Source organism: Microbacterium sp. ABRD28 (assembly GCF_003850245.1).
In the GTDB taxonomy this organism is placed as follows: Bacteria; Actinomycetota; Actinomycetes; order Actinomycetales; family Microbacteriaceae; genus Microbacterium.
Window position 1 is genome coordinate 1,642,558 of the sequence record NZ_CP031015.1, and the last position, 19,610, is coordinate 1,662,167.

Below are 19,610 nucleotides of genomic sequence, written 5' to 3' on the forward strand. Positions count from 1 at the left end.
ATGACCTCGCGCCGCATCGCCGTGATCTCCGCCGGCCTGTCCAGTCCCTCCTCTACACGCCTCCTGGCCGATCGCCTCGCCACGGCCGCGGTGCGCGAACTCGGCGGACGGGGCGACGAGGCGGTCACCGACGTCTTCGAACTCCGTGACCACGCCCACGCCATCACCGACAATCTCCTGACCGGCTTCGCGCCCCCGAATCTGGAGACGATGATCAACGCCGTCGCCTCGGCCGACGGACTGATCGCGGTGACGCCGATCTTCTCCACCAGCTACTCGGGTCTGTTCAAGTCGTTCATCGATGTCCTCGACCCCGACGCGCTGACCGGGATGCCGGTGCTCCTCGGAGCGAATGCCGGCACCGCGCGGCACTCGCTCGCGATCGACTACGCCATCCGGCCCCTGTTCACCTACCTCCACGCCGCACCCGTTCCCACCGGGGTCTTCGCCGCATCGAGCGACTGGGGCGGTGCCGGCGATCAGGTCTCGCCGCTCGGGGAGCGCATCGACCGCGCCGCGCGGGAGTTCGCCGCCGCGGTGGCCGGCCGCCCCGCGGCATCCGCTTCGGATCCCTTCGATCCCGCGAACTTCCTCGGGGAGGGGCGCTCCTTCGGGCACCTGCTCGGCGGGCTCGCGGGAGAGTGATCCCGCCGGACGGCCGGTCGATCTTCCGCAAGGACCGCCACGGTGCTCCGGACGGTTTCTTCGCCGCCGAGGCGGCGGGTCTGGCGTGGCTCGCCGAGGCGGGCGGCGTGCGCACCGCGCGGGTCGTGAAGGTGGAGGCGCAGGCCATCGAACTCGAACGTCTCGAGACCATGGCTCCCGATCGCGCCACGGCGAGAGCTTTCGGCGCGGCACTCGCGGTCACCCACGACGCCGGGGCGCCCGCCTTCGGGTCCCCACCCCCGGGGATCACCGCCCTCTTCATCGGCTCACGGCCGCAGCCCGCGGCCGCCGAGGAATCGTGGGGCGCCTTCTACGCGCGCGACCGCGTTCTCCCCTTCCTGCCGCCGGCGCTGACCGCGGGCTGGCTCACCGAGGACGAGGCCGACGTCGTCCGAGCGGCGTGCGCGGCGATCGCCGCGGGAACGTTCGACGACGACGACCCACCGGCGCGGCTGCACGGCGACCTGTGGCAGGGCAACGTGCTGTGGACTCCGGACGGTGTCGTCCTCATCGACCCGGCAGCCCACGGCGGACACCGTGAGACCGACCTGGCGATGCTCGATCTCTTCGGCTGCCCGTTCCTCGACGAGATCATCGCCGGCTACGAAGAGCGTCACCGCCTCGCCCCCGCGTGGCGCGACCGCCTCCCGCTCCACCAGCTCCATCCGCTGGCAGTGCATGCCGCGGGGCATGGTCGCCACTACGGCAGGGCGCTGGCGGATGCCGCGCGGCAGACGCTCGCGCTGGCGTGACGTCGCCGCTTCATCGATCTGTCGGCAGGGTCCGACGCGCGAAGAGCCGGTCGATGGCAAGGCCCAGAAGGAGCGCGACCACCACCGACACCACCACCGCCACCACCGGCCCGCCGGGGACGACCGCTGCCACGATGGCGCCGACGAGGGACTGGTAGACGGCCCAGCCGAGGGCGGCCAGGCCCGCCACCACGAGATACCGGGGCGCCGGCACACGGGAGGCTCCGGCGGTCAGATTCACCGCGAGGCGGGCGAACGGCACGAAGCGGGCGGTGAAGAGCACCACCGCCGTGCGTCGACGGAGGCGCTCGCCGACCGCATGCAGCGCCCCGCGGACGCGCCGACTGCGCATCCACCGCCATCGCTCGAGGCCGATCGTGCGCCCGAGGAGGTAGCAGAGGGCATCGCCGGCGAGCGCGGCGACCGCCGCCACCGCGATGACCGCGAGAAGCGGCGGATCGCCGTGGACCACCGCCAAGGCTCCGAGTGCGGTGACGGCGACCTCTCCGGGGATGACCACGAGGAAGGCGTCGCCGAGGACGAGCGCCGCCATCGCCACGAGCGACCACGGGTTCTCCGAGATGCCGGCCAGCAGATCGTCGATCACATCTTCGTGGGTACCAGCGCGCGGTGAACGGCGACCGAACGGAGGACGACCGGTGACGCACTGCCGTGCGGACGGTGAATTCTCGACGACAGGGTGCGGCGCGGCATCCCTTCGGACTCCGGTCCACGCGATGGTGGAGGCGTGAGAGTCGCGGTCATCGCCGAGTCCTTCCTTCCCCACATGAACGGGGTCACGGGTTCCGTCCTGCAGATCCTCCGCCACCTGTCGGGCGCAGGGCACGAGATCCTCGTCATCGCCCCGCGGGCCGCAGGCTCGCCCGATGACGGGGTGGTCGCGGGTCTGCAGGGGGCCGACGCACGGCTGCTGCGCTCGGTGCCGCTGCCGTCCTACCCCGAGGTGCGGGTCGTCTTCGCGCGAGCCGCCCGCCTCGCCGGCATCCTTCGGGCGTTCCGCCCCGATGTGGTGCACCTCGCCTCGCCTTTCGTGCTCGGGTGGCAGGGTGTGGTCGCCGCCGACGCCCTGCGGGTTCCGACCGTGGCGGTCTATCAGACCGATGTGGTCGCCTACGCCGAGAAGTACGGGATGCCGCGGGCCACGGCCCTGGTGCGTTCGCACGTCGCCCGGCTGCACCGTCGCGCGACGTTGACCCTCGCACCCTCGACGGCGTCGATGGCCCAGCTCGGCGACCTCGGGGTGGATCGCGTGCGTCGGTGGGGGAGGGGCGTCGACACCGATCTGTTCCACCCGGCGCAGCGGAACGACCACTGGCGTGCCCAGACCGCGCCGGGTCGACGCATCGTCGGCTACGTCGGCCGGCTCGCGCCCGAGAAGCAGGTGGTCGATCTCCGCGCACTTCGCGACCTGCCGGACACCACCCTCGTGATCGTCGGCGACGGTCCCTCTCGGCCCGCGCTGGAGGGGATGCTGCCCGACGCCGTCTTCACGGGGCACCTCCGGGGCGCCGCCCTTGCCAGGGCGCTGGCGAGTTTCGACGTGTTCGTCCATCCCGGCGAGAGCGAGACCTTCGGCCAGACGATCCAGGAGGCCCTCGCCAGCGGCGTGCCCGTCGTCGCCACCGGCACCGGGGGGCCGGTCGACCTCGTGCGCTCGAGCGTGGACGGCTGGCTGTACCGGCCTGGTGACCTCGACGACCTCCGCGCGCGTGTGGCCGACCTCCTCGGCGATAAGGCCAAGCGGTCGGCCTTCGCCGCAGCCGCGGCCGACGCGGTGCGCGCGCGCAGCTGGGCTGCCGTGTGCGACCTGCTTCTGGAGCACTACGAGGAGGCCCGCAGGCTCCGCCCGATCGATGATGCGCAGTTCGTCCGGGGGTTCGGTCGTCTCGCCGCCGCTCCGGCGCCGGTGATCGCGGCGCCCCGCTGGTGTCGTTTCGTCGCCCTGGGAGATTCGTTGACCGAGGGTCTCTGCGACTCCTCGCGCATGCCCTCGGGAGAGTTCCGAGGATGGGCTGACCGCCTCGCCGAGCTTCTGGCCCGCTCCCGGGGAGCGGAGGAGTCCACGCCGCTGCAGTATGCCAACCTGGCCGTCCGCAGCCGCCGGGTCCGCGACGTCACCGCGGAGCAGGTGCCGCGCGCGCTGGCGATGAAGCCCGACCTGGTGTCGATCCTCATCGGCGCGAACGACCTGGTGGGCTCCCGCGCCGATCCGGCGGCTCTCGCCGAGGATGTCGCCGCTGCGGTGCGCCGCCTGCGTGAGGAGGGCATCGACGTCCTCCTGGTGACCCCCTTCCTCCCGCGGCGCCCGGGTGCGCGGTTGTTCTCCCGCCGTTTCGCCCGCTACGCCGACCAGCTGCGACGTGTGGCGTCGGAGACCGGGGCGATGCTCCTCGACCTCGACGCCTATCCCGCGATCGGCGACGTCGGTTTCTGGGCCGATGACAGGGTGCACCTGCGTTCCCGCGGACATCGCTTCCTCGCCTACCGGGCCGCCGAGGCGCTGGGGGTCCCGGACGCCGAGGCCCTGGGGCGGCTCGACGAGGCGTTCCACGCCGACGACGACCTGCCCGCCGTCGGCAGTTGGCTCCGCCGCGATGCGCTGCCGTGGATCTGGCGGAGACTGCGCGGGAAGACCGCCGGCGACGGACTCAGCGCCAAGCACACCGACTATGTGCAGGTGGGAGGTGGGGGGACCGCCGACGCGCGCCTGATCGGACGGTTGTGATCAGCTGCGCCAGCGGTACTCCGACTCGGGCCGCCCGCGCCCGTGATAGCGGGGGAGCCGCTCGACCCGTCCGACCTCCGCGAGGTGCTCCAGGTACCGACGAGCCGACACCCGCGACAAACCCGTCTGCTCCGCGGCTTCCACCGCCGAGAGCGGGCCGTCGTGGCGCACGGCCCGCGCGACCCGTTCGAGGCTCTCCGCCGACAGGCCCTTGGGCAGGGCTGTCATCGCCGGGGGGCGGAGGGCCCCCAGGAGCGCGTCGATCTCCTCCTGAGTGGCCGATCCCGCAGCATCCGATGCCCTCCGCCGGAAGTCGAGGTACTGCCGGAGGCGCTCGGAGAGCATGGCGAAGGTGAACGGCTTCACCAGGTACTGGGCCACCCCGAGAGCGACCATCTGCCGCACGATGTCGGCGTCGCGGACGCCGGTGACGGCGATCACATCGACCGCGACGCCGCGGGCGCGCACGTGCCGCAGCACGTCGACCCCCGTGCCGTCGGGCATCGTGACATCCAGGAGCACGAGGTCGATGACGCCGGGAGCCGCGTCGAGGATCGCGGACACCGCCGACCTCGCGTCATGGCACTCGCCGACGACCTCGAACCCGTCGATGCGCTCCAGGTGACGCCGATGCACGTCGATGGTCAGCGGGTCGTCGTCCACCAGCAGTACACCGATCATCGAGGCCTCGCCGGGAGGACGACGTCGAAAATCGTCGGGTCGTCGGTGATCCGGATGCTGCCGCCCGCGCCGTCCACGATGGCGCGCACCAGGGCGAGGCCCACGCCTCGGCCCTCGGCGCCGGCGGGTTTGGTGGAGAAGCCGTGAGCGAAGATGCGCTCGCGGTCGGCCGGATCGATGCCGGCACCGCTGTCGGCGACCCGGATGCGGAGCGACCCGCCTGGCGCGGGGTCGAACTCCACCCGCACCCAGCGGGGCGAGGGCCCGGTGGCGGCGGCGTCGACGGCGTTGTCGATGAGATTGCCGACCACCGACACCGCGTCGATCGGGGTCAGCGTGCTGCGCGGGGCGTCCGGCGCGATCCGGGCATCCCATGCGACGTTGCGCTCACGCGCCTGGGCAGCTTTGCCCAGCAGCAGCGCACCGACGGTGGGGTCGCCGTCGCGGCGCGCGGTGACCTGGTCGACGAGCGACTGGCTCTGCCGCGAGGTCTCGGTGAGGATCTCCACCGCCTCCTCGGTGCGGCCGAGCTCGAGCAGTGACACCGCGGTGTGCATGCGGTTGCCGTGCTCGTGCGTCTGGGCGCGCAGCGCCTCGCCGAGGGTGCGTACTGATTCGTACGACGCCACAGCGTCGCGGATCGTTCCCGCCGGAAGGTCGCCCGCGACCCGCCGCAGCTGACGGCGGGCGATGACAGCGCCGACGAGCCCGGCAGCCAGCAGCAGCAGGCCGATGCCGGCCACGAACGGCAGGCGGGAGAGGATCTCTGCGGAGATGCTCCCGAGGGTCAGGCCGACCGCGACCCAGCCCACCAGGCGTCCGTCGGAGAGGATCGGGGCGATCGTGCGCACCGACGGTCCGAGCGTGCCGACGAACTCCTCGGTCAGCGTCGCAGGCTCCGACGGGATGGTGCCGAGGTAGGCGCGGCCGATCTCGGCCGGATCGGGGTGGGTGACCCGAGTGCCGTCGGGCGTCATGATCACGACGAAGTCGAGACCGGACTCACGGGTGACCCGCTCGGCCACCGGTTGCAGGGCGGAGCTCGCAGCGGCGTCGCCGATGGCGGCCTCGACCTCGGGGAGCGCGGCGAGGGTTGCGGCCACCGTGCGGGTGACCTCCTCGGCCTCCGAGCGCTCCGATCCCTGCGCGTCCACGACCAGGACTCCGACGAGGATGAGCGCGATCGCCACGACCGATGCCGCGACCGCCGCGAACACGCGTGACGCCGCGCTCGCCGGGGCTGGCCGCCGTGCCATGGCACTCCTCATCGATCGCCGTGTAGGTCCATCCTGCCCGTGAATCCACCCCTGTCCGGTGCGCGCGCGGCGACCAATACGACCACAAATCGACCGTGCGACCCGACGGGGGGACGCTGACTCAGGACGCGGACGATCCGTGTCGATGTGGACAACGACCGTTCCCTGGAGGCGATGATGGCTCTCTCACCACGCACGACGACGTTCCTTCTCCCGCGGTTCTCCGCCCGACGCGGCAAGCAGGCCTGGGACAAGCACACGTGGCTCTACGTCTCCGTCATCGCCGCCGTCGTCCTCGGCGCGATCGTGGGGCTCGTCTGGCCCGAATTCGGCATGGCGCTCAAGCCCCTGGGTGCGGCGTTCGTGTCACTCATCAAGATGATGATCGCCCCGATCATCTTCTGCACGATCGTGGTCGGTGTTGGCTCGATCGCGAAGGCGGCGACGGTCGGCAAGATCGGCGGCCTGGCCCTGCTGTACTTCATGGTGATGTCGACCTTCGCTCTGGCGATCGGCCTCGTCGTCGGAAATCTCATCCACCCCGGGACGGGACTGGACATGGCCGGCGCCAGCTACGAGTCCACCGCCGAGGCCAAGACCACCGAGGAGTTCATCCTCGGCATCATCCCGACGACCTTCTTCTCCGCGTTCACCGGCGAGAACGTCCTCCAGGTGCTGTTCATCGCGCTCCTGGTCGGTTTCGCGCTCCAGCAGATGGGCGACAAGGCGGCGCCCATCATGAACGCGGTGAAGAATCTCCAGGCACTCGTCTTCCGCATCCTCGGCATGATCCTGTGGCTCGCCCCCCTCGGCGCCTTCGGCGCGATCGCGGCGGTCGTCGGAGCGACCGGCGTAGGCGCCATCATCGCGCTCGGCACGCTGATGATCGCCTTCTACATCACCTGCGCCATCTTCATCATCGTGATCCTCGGGACGCTGCTGTGGGCGGTGACGAGGGTGAACCTCTTCAGCCTGATGAAGTACCTCGGTCGGGAGTACCTGCTGATCGTCGGCACCTCGTCGTCGGAATCGGCGCTGCCACGTCTCATCGCCAAGATGGAGCACCTCGGCGTCTCCAAGCCCGTGGTCGGCATCACGGTCCCGACCGGCTACTCCTTCAACCTCGACGGCACCGCGATCTACCTCACGATGGCCTCGCTGTTCATCGCCACCGGCATGGGCGCCCCCATGTCGATCGCCGAGCAGATCGGCCTCCTGGTCTTCATGATCATCGCCTCCAAGGGCGCCGCCGGCGTGACCGGAGCGGGGCTCGCGACGCTCGCCGCCGGCCTCCAGGCGTACCGCCCCGACCTCGTCAACGGCGTCGGCGTCATCGTCGGCATCGACCGATTCATGTCGGAGGGTCGCGCGGTCACGAACTTCACCGGCAACGCCGTCGCCACGGTGCTGATCGGTGCGTGGACGAAGGAGTTCGACGCCTCCCGGGCCCGCCGCGTCCTCGCCGGCGAGGTGCCCTTCGACGAATCGACCCTCGCGGGTCACGACCACGACGGACTCTCCGACACCCCCGACTCCGCCGGAGTGGCAGAGCTGGAAGAGGCCGTGATCGATCAGGCCGCGGCCCGGGAGCAGGAGCGCCGGGCGCTGGTCGGTCGCTGAGCCCCCGCGAAACGCACGATGCCCCACCGGTCGCTCCGGTGGGGCATCGTGGCGTGGTCGCAGCGTCAGGGCTCCAGGTGACCGCTCTCGATCGCCGCCTCGCGCTCCTCGGCGATGAGGTCGTCGGTGTCGTCTTCGACCCGCTCGAGAGGATCGATCGTGGGCGGCGGAAGCTCGAGGTCGGCGTCGTCGTCGAGGGGGACGGGCCGCTCGTCGTCGGAGCGGGTCTCGCGGGGGTCGCCGATGCCGTGGGTCTCCATGCCGGCATCGTAGGCACGTCCGGTCGAGCCGCGCCAGGGGTGCTCGGCTCCCGACGCTGATAGGATCGGGAGGGTTGCCCCCGGGCATCCGCTCAATTCCATACGAGCACCGTGCTGCACAGCACACCGGAGCAGGCCGGCAGGAAGCTGGTCCCCTGAGGTGGAATCCCCGTCGTGGCGATGAAGATCATCCCGCCGGGTGCTCTTCTTCTGGTGACCAGCGCTGGCGAGAATCGCGGCCTCGCCGCGCGCTGAGATCTGCCTGTTCCTGCTCCTTCGCATGCACTCGTGCGCCGCTCGGCGCGCGAGCCTAAACAAAGAAGGAGAGACCTCTTGGAAGGTCCTGAAATCACCGCCGCTGAAGCCGTTCTCGACAACGGCCGCTTCGGCACCCGCACCGTCCGGTTCGAGACCGGTCGACTCGCGCAGCAGGCGCAGGGCGCCGTCGCCGCGTATCTCGACGAGGAGACGATGCTCCTCTCGGCCACCAGCGCCGGTAAGCACCCCCGGGAAGGGTTCGACTTCTTCCCCCTGACCGTCGACGTCGAGGAGCGCTCCTACGCCGCCGGCAAGATCCCCGGTTCGTTCTTCCGCCGCGAAGGTCGTCCCTCCACCGAGGCGATCCTCGTCTGCCGTCTGATCGACCGGCCCCTGCGTCCCTCGTTCGTCGAGGGTCTGCGCAACGAGGTCCAGATCGTGGTCACCGTGCTCTCCATCGCGCCCGGCGAGTTCTACGACGCCCTCGCCATCAACGCCGCGTCGGCGTCGACGCAGATCTCGGGTCTGCCCTTCTCGGGCCCCATCGCCGGTGTGCGCCTCGCGCTCGTCCCCGGCCAGGGCGAGCACCCCGACCAGTGGGTCGCATTCCCCAACACCAGCGTCCTCGAGCAGGCCGTCTTCGACCTCGTGGTCGCCGGGCGTGTGCTCGATGACGGCGACGTCGCCATCATGATGGTCGAGGCCGAGGCCACCGAGCACTCCTGGAACCTGATCCAGGGCGGCGCCACCAAGCCCAGCGAGGAGATCGTCGCGCAGGGTCTGGAAGCGGCGAAGCCCTTCATCAAGGAGCTCGTCGCCGCACAGACGGCGCTGGCCAGCACCGCCGCCAAAGAGATCCAGCCCTACCCGGTGTTCCTGCCCTACTCGCAGGAGACCTATGACTTCGTCGCCGCCCGTGCGTACGACGAGCTCAAGGGCATCTACCAGGTCGCCGACAAGCAGGAGCGCCAGAGCGCCGACGACGCGCTGAAGGAGCGGGTGCGCGGCGAGCTCATCGCCGCCGTCGAGGCGGGGGAGCTCCCGGCCGTTGCGACGATCGAGTTCTCCGCCGCCTACAAGTCGGTCACGAAGCTCATCGTCCGCAGCCGTATCCTCACCGACGGTGTCCGCATCGACGGGCGCGGCCTCGCCGACATCCGTCCCCTGGATGCCGAGGTGCAGGTCATCCCGCGCGTGCACGGCTCCGCGGTGTTCCAGCGCGGCGAGACCCAGATCCTGGGTGTCACGACGCTGAACATGCTGAAGATGGAGCAGCAGATCGACTCGCTGTCGCCCGTCACGCACAAGCGGTACATGCACCACTACAACTTCCCGCCCTACTCGACCGGTGAGACCGGTCGCGTCGGATCGCCCAAGCGTCGCGAGATCGGGCACGGCTTCCTCGCCGAGCGCGCGCTCGTGCCGGTGCTGCCGGCCCGCGAGGAGTTCCCCTACGCCATCCGCCAGGTCTCCGAGGCGCTGAGCTCCAACGGATCGACCTCGATGGGCTCGGTCTGCGCATCGACCCTGTCGCTGCTGAACGCCGGTGTGCCGCTGCGCGCACCGGTCGCGGGCATCGCGATGGGCCTCGTTTCGGACGTGGTCGACGGCCAGACCCGCTACGCCGCGCTCACCGACATCCTCGGCGCCGAAGACGCCCTCGGCGACATGGACTTCAAGGTCGCCGGCACCCGCGAGTTCGTCACCGCGATCCAGCTCGACACCAAGCTCGACGGCATCCCGTCGTCGGTGCTGTCGGCTGCGCTGCAGCAGGCGCGCGACGCGCGTCTGACGATCCTCGACGTGCTGAATCAGGCGATCGACGCGCCCGACGAGATGGCGCCCACCGCGCCCCGCGTCATCAGCGTGCAGATCCCCGTCGACAAGATCGGCGAGCTGATCGGCCCCAAGGGCAAGACGATCAACGCCATCCAGGACGAGACCGGCGCCGACATCTCCATCGAGGAGGACGGCACCGTCTACATCGGCGCCGTCGACGGGCCGTCCGCCGAGGCCGCCCGCGCGCAGGTCAATGCGATCGCGAACCCGACCAACCCCGAGATCGGTGACCAGTTCCTGGGCACCGTGGTGAAGATCGCGACCTTCGGCGCGTTCATCTCGCTGCTCCCTGGCAAGGATGGTCTGCTGCACGTCAGCGAGGTCCGCAAGCTCGCCGGTGGCAAGCGCGTCGAGAACGTCGAAGACGTGCTCGGTGTCGGTCAGAAGCTCCTGGTGCGCATCACCAAGGTCGATGACCGCGGGAAGCTCTCGCTCGAGCCGGTGCTCGAGGAGACCGAGGCGGCCGAGGCCGCACCGGTCACCGCCGACGCCTGAGCGACACACCCCTGACGGATGCCCGTCCCTCGTCATGAGGGGCGGGCATTCGCGTCATCCGGATCTTTCGTGATGAAACCGTTATGCGAAGTTCACCGACAGGGCACCGCAATGGCGGGCGGGGTCGGAGGCACCCCCTACCCTCGAAGTACGCGTCGGGGGGCGCGTCACGCGACAGGACGTCGTGAGGGGGTGCGTATGTCGAACCGGGGCACCGAGCTTGTCTCGTCGCGACGACAGCGCCGGAGAGAGCTGCCGGCGTCCGCGCTGCACCCGTCCGCACCGATCCCCGTCCAGGGCCCGGGTGTGGGCGCCGGTGTTCGCGTTCCGCTCGGCGACGCCGGCGCGCAGATCTTCCCCCTCATCCTCGGGGCTGCCGAATTCGGCTGGAACGTCGATCTCGAATCCAGTCACGCCATCCTCGACACCTACGCCGAGCTCGGCGGGAACGCCGTCCACACCGCCGACACCTACTCCAGCGGTCGCAGCGAGCACATCGTCGGCCAGTGGGTGCATTCCCGTGGTCTGCGCGACGAGGTCGTGCTCATGGTGCGGGTCGGGGGACACCCCGACAATCCCGGTCTCGGACCGGTCGATCTCGTCCGCAGCGTCGAGGCCTCGCTCAGTCGGCTGCGCACCGATCGGATCGATGTGCTCACGCTCGACGCGGCGGCCGACAGTGTGACAGCTCTGGAAGACACGCTGGCCACGGCGGAGTGGCTCGCCGAGGCCGGCAAGATCCGAGCTCTCGGCGGTGTGGGCTACACGGCGGCGCAACTGGTCGAGGCCCGCATCCTCTCCTCCGCGGGCTACCCGCGCATCACGGTGCTCGATGTCCCCTTCAACATCCTGAGACGGCACGAGTTCGACGCCGATCTCCGCCTGGTCGCCAGCGCACAGGGGATGTCGGTGACCGCGTCCCACGCGCTGGAGCACGGCTTCCTCGCCGGTCGGTACCGCAGCCGCTCCCGCGGCGGGCTCTCGGCCCGGGGCGCACAGCTCGCGGCGAGCCTGAATCGGCGCGGCACGCGGGTCCTCCGAGCGCTCGACGAGGTGGGAGCAGACCTCGGTCTTCCCGATGCTGCGGTCGCGGTGGCGTGGCTGCTGGCGCAGCGGCTGGTGACAGCGCCCGTCGTCAACGCCTACGCGCCCGAGCACGTCGAGGAGCTCGTGCAGGGCGTCGGCGTCCATCTCAGTCGCGCCCAACTGGCCGAGATCGCCCGCGCGGCGGAGTGATGCGGTGACGCGCGGCCACGATCGACCGCAACGGGATGCGCTGACGTAGGCTGGGAGAGCGCCGTCCGGCGCCCAGCCCCGACGAAGTGAGCGAGCGTGACGCACTACCTCTACCTCGTGCGCCACGGCGAACATCTGGATGCCGAGCACGGACTCGTCGACGGGCCGCTGTCGCCGCGCGGGCGCCGCCAGGCCGCTCTCCTGGCCGACCGACTCTCGGGTGTGCCCTTCGACGCGGTGTGGCACTCACCGCTCGAGCGCGCCGCGCAGACGGCACGTGCGGTGAAGGAGCGGATGCCGTCGCTGTCTCCCGAGCCTTCGGCGCTGCTGTTCGACTGCGTCCCCACGGGCCTGTGCGAGGACACTCCGGCGGTGTACGAGCCTTTCTTCGGAGGAGTGACCGAGGCGGAGGTCGAAGCGGGTCGCGCGCAGATGGCCGACGCCGTCAGCGAGTTCCTCGCCCGCAAGAGCGGCGAGGTGCATGAGCTCCTCATCACCCACAACGCCGTCATCGCCTGGTTCGTGCGCGAGGTGCTCCAAACCCCGGAGTGGCGATGGATGACGCTCAATCAGGCTCACTGCGGGCTGACGGTGCTGGCCCAGAAGCAGGGGAGGCCGTGGACGGTGCTGTCGCACAACGACATGGCGCACCTGCCCTTCGAACTGCGGACCGGCCTGCCCGAGGTGTATCCGGTCTGAGAGACAGGCACCCCCGGCACGGAGGGTGAGGGCGCAGCGCAATCCTCAGGCGAGCGGCTTTCCCAACCAGACCGTCGCGTTCGGATTGTCGTTGTAGGCCTCGATCGGGCTGTAGCCGGCGGCGGCGTACAGCCGCGCCGCCGGTTCGAGGGTGTGATGAGTGTCGAGAACGACCTCGGCCGCGCCTAAGGCGGCCGCACGGTGCTCGAGGTCGGCCAGCAGCATCCCTCCCCACCCCCGCCCGCGGGTCGCGGGCGCGAGGTACAGGTGCTTGACCTCGAAGCGCGCGCCGAGGGGCCCGGGGTCGATCGCTCGGACACCGCCGCAGCCGACGGCGGTGCCGGCGTCGTCCGTGACGACCACGAACACACCGCGCGGCGGCTCGAACACCTCCGGCGCCGGGAACACGGTGGTGTAGGTGTTGCCGGGGAACGTGTCGGCCCGCGTGCGGAAATAGTCGGTCAGGAGGGACCGGGCGACGGGGTCGTCGACGGACGTCGCGGTGAGATCGACCATCCTCCGAGCCTACGACCGGCGCACCTAGGCTTGAGTCATGACAACGCGCGTGGCCATCGTGGGGCACACCGGCAGACTCGGCTCCATCATCGAAGCGGTCGTCCAGGATGAACCTGACGTCGAGATCGTCGGCCGACTGACCTCACGCTCCGATCTCGCCGAGCTCGACGGCGCCGACCTGGTCGTCGACGCCTCGACGCCTGCCGTGTCGATCGACGTGGTGCGGGCCGCCGTCGAGCGCGGCATGAATGTGCTCGTCGGGACGTCGGGCTGGTCGGCGGAGCGCATCGCGCTCATCCGACCGCTGGTCGATCAGGCGGGCACCGGCGCGGTGTTCATCCCCAACTTCTCGCTCGGTTCGGTTCTGGGCTCAGCCCTCGCCGCCGCGGCGGCGCCCTTCTTCCCATCGATCGAGATCGTCGAATCCCACCGCGAGACGAAGGTGGACTCGCCCAGCGGCACAGCCGTCCGGACGGCAGAGCTCATCGCGGCGGCGCGCACCGAGGTGGGTCCCGTGGAATCCCCGCACGTCGACCAGCGCGCCCGCGGGCAGCAGGTTGCCAGTGTCCCCATCCACTCGCTGCGCCGCCCGGGTGTGATCGCACGGCAGGAGGTCATCCTCTCGGGCCCCGGCGAGTCGGTGACGGTCAGTCACGACACCGTCGACCCGGCTGCGGCCTACGCCCCCGGCATCCGCCTGGCTCTTCAGGCCGCACGCGACGCGCGCGGCGTTCTCGTCGGCCTGGACAGCTTCGTCGACATCGGCATCCGGGTGCCACGGCCGCACGCCGCGCACGACGTGGAGGAGCGCGGCGTGCCCGGTCAGGTCGCGCGCGTCACCGGCGCATGACGACGCGGATCGGCGTCGCCGTCATGGCGGTGCTCCTGGCGCTCTACATCGCACTGGTCGCCCAGCGCGCCTGGCTCCTGCTGACGAGCGGGGATCCCGCCGGTATCGCGCTCGGGGTGGCACTCCTCCTGCTGCCGGTGATCGCCGCATGGGCGCTGTGGCGAGAGCTCGCCTTCGGCATCGGTGCCGAGAGGTTGGGCCGGCGCCTCGAGGCCGAGGGGGGGCTTCCGGTCGAGTCCGTGACGGTCAGACCCAGCGGGCGACCGATCCGTGAGGACGGGGAGGCGGTCTTCCCGACTTACCGGGACGCCGTGGAGCAGAACCCGTCGGACTGGCAGGCGTGGTACAGGCTCGGGCTGGCGTACGACGCGGCCGGGGACCGGCGCCGCGCACGGCAGGCCGTCCGTGAGGCGATCCGCCGCGAGCGTCAGGGTCGCACGGGGGGCTGACTGGCCCATCCTGCCGTCGCCGTCATCGCCGACGGGTCATGGCGCGGTGGAGACGGCGGCGTCGATCGCCTGCTCGACGGTGGGATGACGGAAGACGTAGCCCGCCCGCTGAAGGACCTCGGGGACGATGTGCTGGTCGTTGGTGAGGAGCGCCTCGGTGGCGTCCTTGCCCAGGAGAAGCTTCAGACCCCATTCGGGCGCGCGCAGGACGAAGGGACGGTGAAGGCGCCGAGCGAGGGCGAATCCGATGTCGTTGGCCGTGGCACGTGAGGGCCCGGCGAGGTTCACGGGGCCGTCGACGTCGGCGGTGAGGAGGAAGCGGATCGCCTCGATCTCGTCCTCCAGCGAGATCCAGGGCCACACCTGGGTGCCTCGTCCGATCGGACCGCTCAGGCCGAGCTTGGTCAGGGGAATGAGCGGCTTCAGGAACGCCCGGCGATCGACGATCGCGGTGGTGCGCAGCAGCACCAGCCGGGTGTGCTCCCCGGCCGAGCGGGCCGCCCCCTCCCATTCGCCGCAGATGTCGGCCAGGAAGCTCTCGCCGCGGCCGGTGGCCTCGGTGATGCGCTCGCCGGGACGGCTTCCGTAATAGCCCGACGCCGACGCGGAGAGGAAGGCCGGGGCGCCGTCGCCGAGCTCGCGCAGAGCGCGCGCGAGGGCGCGAGTGGGCGTGACCCGTGACCACAGCAGGGTGCTCCGGTACGACGAGGTCCACGGAAAGCGGGCGATGCTCGCTCCATTCAGACCCACCACCGCGTCGGCCCCCTCGAGCACGCCCGGATCGAGGGCAGCGGGAGAGGTGAGCCACTCCACCTCGTCGGGACCCGTCGGGGTGCGCCGGACGAGATGGGTCACCCGAACCCCCTCGGCGCGCAGGCGCTCGGTGAGCGCGCGTCCGATGAGGCCGGATGCGCCGGAGATGACGACGTGGCGCGGGGCGGCGGCGTGCGCACCGCCGCCCGCGCCGGCGTCACCGGTCTCAGGCAAGCGTGGCCTCGAGGGTGATCTCGATGCCGGCGAGCGCCTGCGAGACCGGGCAGCCGACCTTGGCCTCCTGGGCGATGCGCTCGAAGTCCTCGGCCGAGAGGCCCGGCACCACCGCGTTGACGTTGAGGTGGCTGCCGGTGATGCCCGTGCCGGGCTTGAAGGTCACCGATGCGGTCGTGTCGATCGACTCCGGCGGGGTGCCGTTCTCGCCCAGGGCGTGCGAGAGCGCCATGCTGAAACACGACGAGTGCGCGGCGGCGATGAGCTCCTCGGGCGTCGTGGTCGACGTCGAGCCCTCGCTGCGGGCGCGCCAGTTGACGTCGAACGTGCCGGTGTTCGATGACACGAGGGTCACCGCCCCCGATCCGTCGGCGAGTCCGCCCTTCCAGGCGGTGCTGGCTTCGCTCGTGATGGTCATGGGAACCTCCTCGGTCGACGATCGGGACCCCTGGTCCCGCGGTCAGCCTAACGGCGGGCCGCGGGGTGGGCGACCGGTTGCGCGCGGTTTCTTACGTGTGCGAGCGGCTCGCGCGGGCCGCCGCTCAGGCGGTGCGTCGGCGCCCGATCAGGCCGCCGCGCTGGAGCAGCAGATACAGCTGGCAGCCCAGGCACAGCCCGAACACGGCGTTGAGGAACGCGGCAACGAATGCCATGGCCACGGCGACCGGGAGGGCCCACGGCACTCCGGCCAGGTGCAGGAGAATGCCGACGCCTGTGACGAGAAGGCCGACACCCTGCGCGAACCGAGGCGGACGCGGATCCTCACGCTCCCGTACCGGAGACAGGCGCGGTGCGACCAGTCGGCGGAACAGGACGCCCCACGGTGCGGTCGCGGGGGAGAGGACCCCCCACAGGAAGAGCAGCGCGATGACCGTGGTGAGGAGGAAGCCCGGGTCGACGAACCGTGCGGGGGAGCCCACCGCGTCGACGTTCAGGAGGGTCAGGAGGAAGGCGACAGCCAGCAGCCCGGCGGTGATGCCTGCGGCGAACCGCGGAGCGCGGACGTCGATGCCCCCGGGGGCGGAGGTCTCAGACATCGGCGGTCTCCTCCGTGCGAGACCGGCCACCGGCACCCTCGGCCAAACGGGCCAGCTCGAGGTCGAGCACGTCTCGGCTCGGGACTCCGCCGATGCGGGACTGGATCGCGCCGTTCCGATCGAGGATCAGGGTGGTCGGGGTCTGCAGCACGTGGAAGTGCTGCGCGATGTCGGGACGGTGGGTCAGGTCCACGTCCAGGTGCCGGACGCCGTCGTGGCGATCGGCGACCTCGGCCAGCATCCGGTGCACATTCGGGCACCGCGCGCACATCTCGGTGCTGAACTGCAGCAGTGTCGCCTGCTCGCCCAGGCCGTCCGCGCCCAGGCGCAGCGGGTCGATGATCTCGTGTGCGACGTGGTGCCGAGGACGACCCTCTCGCCAGCGCACGAGGAGGCCGACGCCGATGGTCAGGGCGAGGAGCGCCGTGAGGGTGAGCACCGCGGGAAGAAGATCCACAGCAGTCCAGGCTAATCGACCTGTGGTCGGCCGGGGTTCGAGTGCCGACATATGACGCGGCGATAGGGTTTCCCCGTGACCGATGCCGAAGCCAGCCCCGAGATCGCGTTCCGCAGCGATGTGACCGTCGAGCTCGTCCGATCCAGCGCCTCCGACGCCGATGTGCTCTTCGCCGCGCGCGTGTCGACGCAGGGCGAGCAGACCCTCGACGCCGCCGCGGCCGGAACCGAGGCCACGGCGAGAGACAAGGGCCTCATCAACTACCTCATGCGCGATCGACACGGGTCGCCCTTCGAGCACAACTCGATGACGTTCTACGTTCAGGCGCCGATCTTCGTCTTCCGCGAATTCATGCGGCACCGCATCGCCTCGTACAACGAGGAGTCCGGCAGGTACCGGGAGCTGCGGCCGGTCTTCTACGTCCCGGCGGCGGACCGCAACCTGGTGCAGGTCGGAAAGCCCGGAGCCTACGAGTTCCTCCCCGGCACGCCCGAGCAGCACGCGGTCGTCGACGAGGGGGTGCGACGCGTCGCCACCGACGCATTCGAGACCTACCAGCGGATGCTGGCGGCGGGCGTCGCGCGAGAGGTGGCCCGTATCGTGCTGCCGCTGAACATCTACTCTTCGATGTACGTCACCATGAATGCGCGGTCGCTGATGAACTTCCTGTCTCTGCGCACCAAGGCCGAGGGGAGCCACTTCCCCTCCTTCCCGCAGCGCGAGATCGAGATGTGCGCCGAGAAGATGGAGGCCTTCTGGGCCGAGCTCATGCCCCTCACCCACGCGGCCTTCACCGCGGGTGGTCGGGTGGCCCCCTGAGATGGCGCGGACCGCTCTGATCACGGGCGCGAGCTCCGGGCTCGGCGCCGAGTACGCCCGGCAGCTCGCCTCCCGCGGGATGGACCTCGTGCTGGTCGCCCGCGATGCAGCCGCGTTGGAGCGGATCGCGGTCGAGGCGCGCTCCTCGGGCGTGCACGTGGAGGTGGTCGCTGCAGACCTCCTCGACGCCGACGATCGGAAACGCGTCGAGGTGCGGGCGGCCGATCCGCGGCATCCGATCGACCTCCTCGTCAACAACGCCGGGTTCGGTCTGCCGCTCGCCTTCGAGCGGAACGACCCCGACGATGAGGCTCGCCATCTGACCCTCCACGTCGAGGTGGCGATGCGACTGATGCGCGCGGTGCTCCCCGGCATGCTGGAGCGGGGAAGCGGGCGCATCGTGAACATCGCCTCGGTGGCGGGCTTCGTGCCGCGCGGCACCTACGGCGCGGCGAAGGGGTGGCTGATCAGCTTCAGCCGCTGGGCGAACGTGGCCTACCGCGACCGCGGCGTCACCGTCACGGCGGTGTGCCCGGGCTTCGTCCACACCAACTTCCACGAGCGGATGGGCCTGCCGCCGGGCGAGGAGGGCGTACCCGGCGTGCTGTGGCTGCACGCGCCCGCCGTCGTCAGGGAATCGCTGCGCGACGTCGCCCGAGGGCGGGCGGTCTCGGTCCCGTCGCTGCGGTACAAAGCGCTCGTCGCGCTGTCGCGGGTGGTCCCCGACGGACTGGTCGCTGCGGCGGCGGCCCGCGGCCGCTGACCTCGCCGCTTCGCGCTCCCGCCCTCCGCCTGTCACATCTCGCCCAGGCCGCCCCCCCGATCGCGACGGGCGAACACACCGGCATCCGGTTCGGCTGACCTGATGTGCGGGTCGCCGCCGCGCATCGCGACGGGCGAAGCGCAGCTCCCGCGCCCGCGGCCGCTGATTCCGCGCACCCGCGGACGATAGCCTGGAGACATGACGCACACGGGCAACCCCTTCGGACAGGTGCTCGTCGCGCTGGTCACTCCGATGACCGCCGACGGCGAGGTCGACTGGCCCGCCGTGGAGAAGCACATCGACTCGTGCATCGCCGCCGGGGCCGACGGCATCGTCGTCACCGGAACGACGGGCGAGACCAGCACCCTCACCGATGCCGAGAAGATCCGGCTCGTCGAAGTGGGGAAGGATGTCGCGGCGGGCCGCGCCCGCATCATCACCGGCGGCGGCTCCAACGAGACGGCGCACGCGATCGAGCTGTACAAGGCCAGCGAGCGCGCCGGCGCCGACGGGATCATGATCGTCACGCCGTACTACAACAAGCCCACCCAGGCGGGGATCCTGACGCACTTCCGGCTCGTCGCCGATGCCACCGACCTCCCGGTCATCCTCTACGACATCCCGGGTCGCACCGGGGTGCCGATCCGCTACGAGACCATTCTGCGTCTGGCGAAGCACCCGAACATCCTCGCGATCAAGGATGCGAAGGGGGACTTCAGCGAGGTCAGCCGCGTGCTGAACCAGACCGACCTGATGTACTTCTCCGGCGACGACGCGAATGTGCTGCCGCACCTGTCGATCGGCGCCACGGGGCTCATCGGGGTCACCGCCAACATCGCCGCTCAGCCGTACCGGGTGATCGTCGACGCGGTCAACAGCGGTGACCTGGGCGCGGCGACGGCGGCGCACAAGAAGCTCGAGCCCCTCGTTCGCGCCGTGATGACGCACGTGCCGGGCACGGTCGCGGCGAAGTACATCCTCCATGGGCTGGGACGCATCTCCAGCCCCCGTGTCCGCCTGCCGCTCGTCGGCCCCGAAGAGTGGGAGGCCGCGCGCATCGAGGACGAGCTGGCTCTGGTCTCCGAGGTGCCCGGCGCCGACTTCTCCAACTTCCGACCCGACCGCAACGCCGCCGCCGGCGGCGCGCTGCCCAAGGTGTCGGGTACCACGCGATAACCCCCCCCGCGGCTCTCGACGAGCCCGCGACCGCCGCGCACCGCGCGG

General features: G+C 70.8%; 21 protein-coding genes. 12 read left to right on the forward strand and 9 right to left on the reverse strand.

Annotated elements, in window-relative coordinates; translation table 11 throughout:
- Together DT073_RS07915 and DT073_RS07920 are read left to right on the forward strand one after the other, a co-directional pair.
- On the forward strand, nucleotides 1-645 hold the full coding sequence (locus tag DT073_RS07915) for an FMN reductase (RefSeq protein WP_124292892.1): 645 nt from the start codon (nucleotides 1-3) through the stop codon (nucleotides 643-645).
- Nucleotides 642-1,418, forward strand: coding sequence for a fructosamine kinase family protein (locus DT073_RS07920; RefSeq protein ID WP_240638412.1), 777 nt, complete (start codon nucleotides 642-644; stop codon nucleotides 1,416-1,418). The genes DT073_RS07915 and DT073_RS07920 overlap by 4 nt, the downstream gene beginning before the upstream one ends.
- A gap of 10 nt (nucleotides 1,419-1,428) precedes the next feature.
- On the opposite strand, the gene DT073_RS07925 is transcribed toward DT073_RS07920, so the two are convergent.
- Entirely contained in the window at nucleotides 1,429-2,025 is a 597-nt protein-coding gene (locus tag DT073_RS07925; RefSeq protein ID WP_124292893.1) for a DedA family protein, read from the reverse strand.
- A 141-nt stretch (nucleotides 2,026-2,166) separates the two neighbouring features.
- On the opposite strand from DT073_RS07925, the gene DT073_RS07930 reads away from it, so the two are divergent.
- Nucleotides 2,167-4,164 (forward strand): glycosyltransferase, encoded by a 1,998-nt coding sequence (locus DT073_RS07930; RefSeq protein WP_124292894.1) that lies wholly within the window; start codon nucleotides 2,167-2,169, stop codon nucleotides 4,162-4,164.
- Here the strand turns inward: DT073_RS07930 and DT073_RS07935 are convergent, their stop codons facing one another.
- A complete protein-coding gene (locus DT073_RS07935; protein WP_124292895.1) occupies nucleotides 4,165-4,845 on the reverse strand; it encodes a response regulator in 681 nt (226 codons plus the stop codon).
- Complete coding sequence (locus DT073_RS07940; protein WP_124292896.1) at nucleotides 4,842-6,101, reverse strand: sensor histidine kinase; 1,260 nt, start codon at nucleotides 6,099-6,101, stop codon at nucleotides 4,842-4,844. Before DT073_RS07940 ends, DT073_RS07935 begins: the two co-directional genes overlap by 4 nt.
- A gap of 177 nt (nucleotides 6,102-6,278) precedes the next feature.
- Here DT073_RS07940 and DT073_RS07945 point away from each other — a divergent pair, with 177 nt between their 5' ends.
- Complete coding sequence (locus DT073_RS07945; RefSeq protein WP_124292897.1) at nucleotides 6,279-7,721, forward strand: cation:dicarboxylate symporter family transporter; 1,443 nt, start codon at nucleotides 6,279-6,281, stop codon at nucleotides 7,719-7,721.
- 65 nt (nucleotides 7,722-7,786) lie between these two features.
- Here the strand turns inward: DT073_RS07945 and DT073_RS07950 are convergent, their stop codons facing one another.
- A complete protein-coding gene (locus DT073_RS07950) occupies nucleotides 7,787-7,981 on the reverse strand; it encodes a hypothetical protein (protein WP_124292898.1) in 195 nt (64 codons plus the stop codon).
- Between the two features lie 333 nt (nucleotides 7,982-8,314).
- Here DT073_RS07950 and DT073_RS07955 point away from each other — a divergent pair, with 333 nt between their 5' ends.
- From DT073_RS07955 to DT073_RS07965, 3 genes are all read left to right on the forward strand, one after another.
- Nucleotides 8,315-10,573, forward strand: a complete 2,259-nt coding sequence (locus DT073_RS07955; RefSeq protein ID WP_124292899.1) for a polyribonucleotide nucleotidyltransferase — start codon at nucleotides 8,315-8,317, stop codon at nucleotides 10,571-10,573.
- A 198-nt stretch (nucleotides 10,574-10,771) separates the two neighbouring features.
- On the forward strand, nucleotides 10,772-11,809 hold the full coding sequence (locus DT073_RS07960) for an aldo/keto reductase (RefSeq protein WP_124292900.1): 1,038 nt from the start codon (nucleotides 10,772-10,774) through the stop codon (nucleotides 11,807-11,809).
- Between the two features lie 96 nt (nucleotides 11,810-11,905).
- Nucleotides 11,906-12,508 carry a histidine phosphatase family protein gene (locus tag DT073_RS07965; protein WP_124292901.1) on the forward strand — a complete coding sequence of 201 codons (603 nt, stop codon included), beginning with the start codon at nucleotides 11,906-11,908 and terminating at the stop codon, nucleotides 12,506-12,508.
- 45 nt (nucleotides 12,509-12,553) lie between these two features.
- On the opposite strand, the gene DT073_RS07970 is transcribed toward DT073_RS07965, so the two are convergent.
- Nucleotides 12,554-13,024: a GNAT family N-acetyltransferase gene (locus DT073_RS07970; protein WP_124292902.1), complete on the reverse strand. Its 471-nt coding sequence runs from the start codon at nucleotides 13,022-13,024 to the stop codon at nucleotides 12,554-12,556.
- 37 nt (nucleotides 13,025-13,061) lie between these two features.
- Between DT073_RS07970 and dapB the strand changes: the two genes are divergently transcribed.
- A complete protein-coding gene (dapB, locus tag DT073_RS07975; RefSeq protein ID WP_124292903.1) occupies nucleotides 13,062-13,874 on the forward strand; it encodes a 4-hydroxy-tetrahydrodipicolinate reductase in 813 nt (270 codons plus the stop codon).
- Nucleotides 13,871-14,323 carry a tetratricopeptide repeat protein gene (locus DT073_RS07980; RefSeq protein WP_124292904.1) on the forward strand — a complete coding sequence of 151 codons (453 nt, stop codon included), beginning with the start codon at nucleotides 13,871-13,873 and terminating at the stop codon, nucleotides 14,321-14,323. The genes dapB and DT073_RS07980 overlap by 4 nt, the downstream gene beginning before the upstream one ends.
- A gap of 36 nt (nucleotides 14,324-14,359) precedes the next feature.
- On the opposite strand, the gene DT073_RS07985 is transcribed toward DT073_RS07980, so the two are convergent.
- The 4 genes from DT073_RS07985 to DT073_RS08000 form a co-directional block, all read right to left on the reverse strand.
- Nucleotides 14,360-15,310: a TIGR01777 family oxidoreductase gene (locus DT073_RS07985; protein ID WP_124292905.1), complete on the reverse strand. Its 951-nt coding sequence runs from the start codon at nucleotides 15,308-15,310 to the stop codon at nucleotides 14,360-14,362.
- Nucleotides 15,303-15,728, reverse strand: a complete 426-nt coding sequence (locus DT073_RS07990; RefSeq protein ID WP_124292906.1) for an OsmC family peroxiredoxin — start codon at nucleotides 15,726-15,728, stop codon at nucleotides 15,303-15,305. The genes DT073_RS07985 and DT073_RS07990 overlap by 8 nt, the downstream gene beginning before the upstream one ends.
- 124 nt (nucleotides 15,729-15,852) lie before the next feature.
- On the reverse strand, nucleotides 15,853-16,347 hold the full coding sequence (locus DT073_RS07995) for a DUF4395 domain-containing protein (RefSeq protein ID WP_124292907.1): 495 nt from the start codon (nucleotides 16,345-16,347) through the stop codon (nucleotides 15,853-15,855).
- Nucleotides 16,340-16,804: a TlpA family protein disulfide reductase gene (locus DT073_RS08000; RefSeq protein WP_124292908.1), complete on the reverse strand. Its 465-nt coding sequence runs from the start codon at nucleotides 16,802-16,804 to the stop codon at nucleotides 16,340-16,342. Before DT073_RS08000 ends, DT073_RS07995 begins: the two co-directional genes overlap by 8 nt.
- Nucleotides 16,805-16,879: 75 nt before the next feature.
- Here DT073_RS08000 and thyX point away from each other — a divergent pair, with 75 nt between their 5' ends.
- The 3 genes from thyX (at nucleotide 16,880) to dapA (ending at nucleotide 19,562) form a co-directional block, all read left to right on the forward strand.
- On the forward strand, nucleotides 16,880-17,623 hold the full coding sequence (gene thyX / locus DT073_RS08005; protein WP_124292909.1) for an FAD-dependent thymidylate synthase: 744 nt from the start codon (nucleotides 16,880-16,882) through the stop codon (nucleotides 17,621-17,623).
- Between the two features lies 1 nt (nucleotide 17,624).
- The gene (locus tag DT073_RS08010) at nucleotides 17,625-18,386 is read left to right on the forward strand and encodes an SDR family NAD(P)-dependent oxidoreductase (RefSeq protein WP_124292910.1); all 762 of its coding nucleotides are present in this window, start codon (nucleotides 17,625-17,627) and stop codon (nucleotides 18,384-18,386) included.
- 198 nt (nucleotides 18,387-18,584) lie between these two features.
- On the forward strand, nucleotides 18,585-19,562 hold the full coding sequence (gene dapA, locus DT073_RS08015) for a 4-hydroxy-tetrahydrodipicolinate synthase (RefSeq protein WP_124292911.1): 978 nt from the start codon (nucleotides 18,585-18,587) through the stop codon (nucleotides 19,560-19,562).
- Nucleotides 19,563-19,610 lie beyond the last annotated feature (48 nt).

What these genes read in the sequence shown, in the direction of transcription:
- DT073_RS07990 (WP_124292906.1), bottom strand. Translation starts at nt 15,728, where the DNA reads ATGACCATCACGAGCGAAGCCAGCACCGCCTGGAAGGGCGGACTCGCC.
- DT073_RS07970 (WP_124292902.1), bottom strand. Translation starts at nt 13,024, where the DNA reads ATGGTCGATCTCACCGCGACGTCCGTCGACGACCCCGTCGCCCGGTCC.
- DT073_RS08010 (WP_124292910.1), top strand. Translation starts at nt 17,625, where the DNA reads ATGGCGCGGACCGCTCTGATCACGGGCGCGAGCTCCGGGCTCGGCGCC.
- DT073_RS07940 (WP_124292896.1), bottom strand. Translation starts at nt 6,101, where the DNA reads ATGGCACGGCGGCCAGCCCCGGCGAGCGCGGCGTCACGCGTGTTCGCG.
- DT073_RS07915 (WP_124292892.1), top strand. Translation starts at nt 1, where the DNA reads ATGACCTCGCGCCGCATCGCCGTGATCTCCGCCGGCCTGTCCAGTCCC.
- dapA (WP_124292911.1), top strand. Translation starts at nt 18,585, where the DNA reads ATGACGCACACGGGCAACCCCTTCGGACAGGTGCTCGTCGCGCTGGTC.
- DT073_RS07995 (WP_124292907.1), bottom strand. Translation starts at nt 16,347, where the DNA reads ATGTCTGAGACCTCCGCCCCCGGGGGCATCGACGTCCGCGCTCCGCGG.
- DT073_RS07980 (WP_124292904.1), top strand. Translation starts at nt 13,871, where the DNA reads ATGACGACGCGGATCGGCGTCGCCGTCATGGCGGTGCTCCTGGCGCTC.
- DT073_RS07945 (WP_124292897.1), top strand. Translation starts at nt 6,279, where the DNA reads ATGGCTCTCTCACCACGCACGACGACGTTCCTTCTCCCGCGGTTCTCC.
- dapB (WP_124292903.1), top strand. Translation starts at nt 13,062, where the DNA reads ATGACAACGCGCGTGGCCATCGTGGGGCACACCGGCAGACTCGGCTCC.
- DT073_RS07960 (WP_124292900.1), top strand. Translation starts at nt 10,772, where the DNA reads ATGTCGAACCGGGGCACCGAGCTTGTCTCGTCGCGACGACAGCGCCGG.
- DT073_RS07935 (WP_124292895.1), bottom strand. Translation starts at nt 4,845, where the DNA reads ATGATCGGTGTACTGCTGGTGGACGACGACCCGCTGACCATCGACGTG.
- DT073_RS07950 (WP_124292898.1), bottom strand. Translation starts at nt 7,981, where the DNA reads ATGGAGACCCACGGCATCGGCGACCCCCGCGAGACCCGCTCCGACGAC.